This is a genomic window from Blautia sp. HCP3S3_C4 (assembly GCF_052064095.1).
Taxonomy (GTDB): domain Bacteria; phylum Bacillota; class Clostridia; order Lachnospirales; family Lachnospiraceae; genus Blautia_A.
Window position 1 is genome coordinate 1 of the sequence record NZ_JBQHWF010000037.1, and the last position, 3,008, is coordinate 3,008.

Sequence of the window (3,008 nt, forward strand, 5' to 3'; positions counted from 1 at the left end):
TTCATCCTGTGTATTTTATTCAGTTTTCAATGTCACAGATGAAGGAAAGGGGCTAAATTTATGCCTAAAAATAAGGTTTTCGGACAGACTGTGGGGGGGGAAAAGTGCTATATGTGGAGCAGACCAGTCATACTGATGAAATAAAAGATATCTACATTATGATGTTTACATTGCAGACATTGCAGAATTACGGGATTTCAGCCAGAGATACGATTGAGAGAAGCTTGGACAATCTTCTGTGTTGGTATCATGAATCCGGGGACAAAAAATATCTGGCATTGGCTTTGCAGCATATGCAGGCATATACAAACATGGGATTCGCAATAGATGGACAGAATCAGACGGTATGTGATATACTGCGAGAAACAGACAAAACAGTTTCTGATTTCTATCCAAGAGGAATTATGGCAGGGAAGAGAATCCGGCTGAATAAGACACAGGTCCGGAGCATGATCGGTAAGTGGAAACCATCCAGAGACAGTCCCATGACTATCGGAGAACTGGTAGATGATATTATCCGGAAGGTACGTGAGCATCAGACAGGCAGATATATCTATGAATATCATAGAACAGATATTTCCTCAGAGGCGGGAACGGAAATATATGAACTGGTTATAAATGATGGAGAGAGTTATTTCCATGATGTAAAGAGATTCAGATTTTATACGTTTATGGAGGAAATAATAAAGAAATGATAAAAATTGCAATACTGGATGATGAAGAAGAAGCTCTGGAGAAGGAAGAGCAGATTACAAGGCAGTATTTTCACAGTAAAAAGGTAGAGTGTGAGATAACCTTGTATCAGAGTTCAGAGTGGTTTCTGCTGGGACTGAAAGAAGAGAAATTTGACCTGTATATTCTGGATGCAGAAATGCCGGGAAAGAATGGAATCGAGGTTGCAAGAGAAATCCGGAAGCTGTATCCGGAGCCTATTATTATATATATTACCAATCATCTGAATTATGCTGTGGAAGCCTATGAGGTAAATACCTATCGCTATATTCCCAAAGATCAGCTCAAGGACAGGTTATACCTTACCTATGATGCTCTGCTTCCGGCACTTATGGCGAGAGAAGAAAAATACTATATTATTAAAAAACGGAGTGAAATTGAGAAGATTGCGTATTCTGACATTTTCTATGTGAAAAAAGAAGGAAAAAATGTTGTGTTTGTACATAGAAATGGGGAAACCGCTATCAGGGAAAGCCTGTCGACAATTGAAAAGGAACTGAATTCAAAAGATTTTATTATTGTGGACAGAGGATACCTGGCAAATATTAAGCATGTGATGAAGATGAAAAACCGTGACCTATATATACGGAATGGAGAAATTATTGCAGTTGGCAGAGAAAGATTCAAATATGTAAGAAAGGCAATATTAAATTACTGGGGGGTATAGATATATGTTGATGGTACTGCTGTACTTTATTGCAGTTATGCTTGAGACAGGAGTGGGAGTCTGGATATTTGGAAAAATGTTTCCGAAACGTAAAGAGTATTCTAAATATAGAATAGCTGAAAAAATTGTTTTCTTCTTTATTGTATTATTTACATATACAATGTTAAAAGGATATTTGGGGATAGAATCTAATATAAAATATTTTATTGTAATTTATATTATAGTAGTAAGTTTAGATTGCATTGTAATGAAAACTGATTTTATAAGTCGACATCGTGCGAAATATTTTGAGATAAAGGAAATTATGTTGTTTCTTTTGATTTCTGCTCTTCTTACTATTCAATATTGGAATTCATATTTGTCTGGGATGGAACTTTTAACAGGAAATTCATATATGCCATTTTTTTTATTAGCTTTTTATAATTGCAAATTTTTTCAGGCATATTTGTGGGAAGTTATATATTTAGTTAATATAGGATTTATGAAAATATTATATATACTTACAGCTGGTTTACTTACTCATCGAACAATGAGGGAGTATTTATACAGTGGAATTAATTTAACAAATTCATATCAGGGGGCACTATGGATTGTAATAATCAGCATTTTAATGTATGTATTGCAGAAAATACTAAATGTTGATGTTTGGATGGGAAAGCTACTAAAAAAGAATCTAAACATAATTTGGATAGTTTCTGTTATTGAATGTGGTATTCTATATTTGTTTTTCTATTTTTGCAATGGAATAATAGAAGAAAAGGCATTGATCATTGGTTTTATGGTTATTATAGCAATAATGCTGGTTTTAATGTTGATTGCGATTCATTATTATATAAAGAATATTGATACAGAAAAGAATCTTTTAGAAGTAAGAAATAATATGATGGCAAGTCAGTATCAGCAACTAAATGAACATTATCGTGAATATCGCTGCTTAGTACATGATGAAAAATATATGATAAATTTTATAGAAGAATCTTTGAAAAGTGGTGACTTAGAAGAAATTCAGCAATTGTTGTGCAGGTGTAAGGAAAAATTTGTGAGAAAAGATTATTGGACAGGTATTTCCATTGTTGATCGTGCGATTACAATGGAAAAAAGAAAAATGGATGAACTAGATATAGATTTTTGCTTAAATGCTGAGGTTATGGATATTATTGTGGATGATATGGATTTCATTATTCTGTTTGAAAATTTGATTAATAATGCGATTGAAGCTGCTTCAAAATGTAAAGAGAAGCGAAAAATTGAATTAACGATGAAGAATGTGAATGATACGCTAATATTCAAGCTGTGGAATTCTAATAGCAAATTACCAAATAAAAAGGGAAAAAAGTTTCTGACGGATAAAATGGACACAGTTGGGCATGGATGGGGGATAGAGAGCGTGAAGCACATTGTTGAAAAATATAATGGAAGCGTACATTTTAGTTATGATGAAAGTTTTTTTGATGTATTGATTATTATAGAAAGATAAAGAGATAAGATGATGGAAAAGCAAGTAATTGGAAGCATTGATGTTAGCTTCCAGTGATTTTTCTACCTAAAGTACTCCGAGCCCTTTCTCATGCGAGAAAAGGCTCTTTTCTTCGTCATTTTTACCAACGAT

At 33.4% G+C, this 3,008-nt stretch carries 3 protein-coding genes; all 3 read left to right on the forward strand.

The features are described from left to right. Window positions 1-104: 104 nt before the first annotated feature. From ACTNC6_RS16020 to ACTNC6_RS16030, 3 genes are read left to right on the forward strand one after another with little or no spacing between them, the layout of a single operon-like run. Complete coding sequence (locus ACTNC6_RS16020; protein WP_441044633.1) at window positions 105-695, forward strand: hypothetical protein; 591 nt, start codon at window positions 105-107, stop codon at window positions 693-695. Next, a complete protein-coding gene (locus ACTNC6_RS16025; protein ID WP_441032410.1) occupies window positions 692-1,399 on the forward strand; it encodes a LytR/AlgR family response regulator transcription factor in 708 nt (235 codons plus the stop codon). The genes ACTNC6_RS16020 and ACTNC6_RS16025 overlap by 4 nt, the downstream gene beginning before the upstream one ends. A gap of 4 nt (window positions 1,400-1,403) precedes the next feature. Continuing rightward, on the forward strand, window positions 1,404-2,876 hold the full coding sequence (locus ACTNC6_RS16030; protein ID WP_441032413.1) for a GHKL domain-containing protein: 1,473 nt from the start codon (window positions 1,404-1,406) through the stop codon (window positions 2,874-2,876). Window positions 2,877-3,008: the final 132 nt, after the last annotated feature.

Coding starts and splice junctions, on each gene's coding strand:
- ACTNC6_RS16025 (WP_441032410.1), top strand. CDS start 692: ATGATAAAAATTGCAATACTGGATGATGAAGAAGAAGCTCTGGAGAAG.
- ACTNC6_RS16030 (WP_441032413.1), top strand. CDS start 1,404: ATGTTGATGGTACTGCTGTACTTTATTGCAGTTATGCTTGAGACAGGA.